The sequence below is a fragment of the Pseudomonas orientalis genome, assembly GCF_001439815.1.
In the GTDB taxonomy this organism is placed as follows: domain Bacteria; phylum Pseudomonadota; class Gammaproteobacteria; order Pseudomonadales; family Pseudomonadaceae; genus Aquipseudomonas; species Aquipseudomonas orientalis.
Genome location: NZ_JYLM01000039.1, coordinates 1 through 506 on the forward strand (window position 1 = coordinate 1; position 506 = coordinate 506).

1 protein-coding gene and 1 pseudogene are annotated in these 506 nt (G+C 54.2%); both read left to right on the top strand.

What is annotated here, in order from left to right; genetic code table 11:
• Positions 1-192: aldehyde dehydrogenase family protein (locus tag TU82_RS27395; RefSeq protein ID WP_156421709.1), on the top strand; the 192-nt coding region annotated here is incomplete at its 5' end.
• A 95-nt stretch (positions 193-287) separates the two neighbouring features.
• Positions 288-506: pseudogene (locus TU82_RS28540) on the top strand (amino acid ABC transporter substrate-binding protein); the annotation flags it as partial.

A 506-nucleotide genomic window follows, 5' to 3' on the forward strand; every position in this document is an offset into this window, starting at 1 on the left:
CGCAATGTCGAACTGGCCCAGAAGCTGGCGGGCGAACTGGAAACCGGAGGCGTATTCATCAATGGCTATTGCGCAACCGACCCACGCGTCACTTTCGGCGGCGTAAAGAAAAGCGGTTTTGGCCGTGAACTGTCGCATTTCGGTGTGCGCGAGTTCTGTAATGCACAGACCGTCTGGCTGGACCGTCACTAACATCAAGCAAGTCGCCAAGCCCAGCGAAAACGTCCGCTGAGCCAAAGATGGGCGAGTCAGAAAAAGACTCGCCCCACCCTTATGAGGAGCTTTTGATGCGAGTCTTCCCTGCAATGCTGGGCGCTACTCTGACTGCGGCGTTAACCTTCACGCCAGCGATGGCTGCCGAACTTACCGGTACACTTAAAAAAATCAAGAACTCGGGGACCATAACCCTGGGGCACCGAGACTCTTCAATTCCGTTCTCCTACATCGCCGATGCTTCCGGCAAACCAGTTGGCTACTCCCATGATATCCAATTGAAAATTCACGTA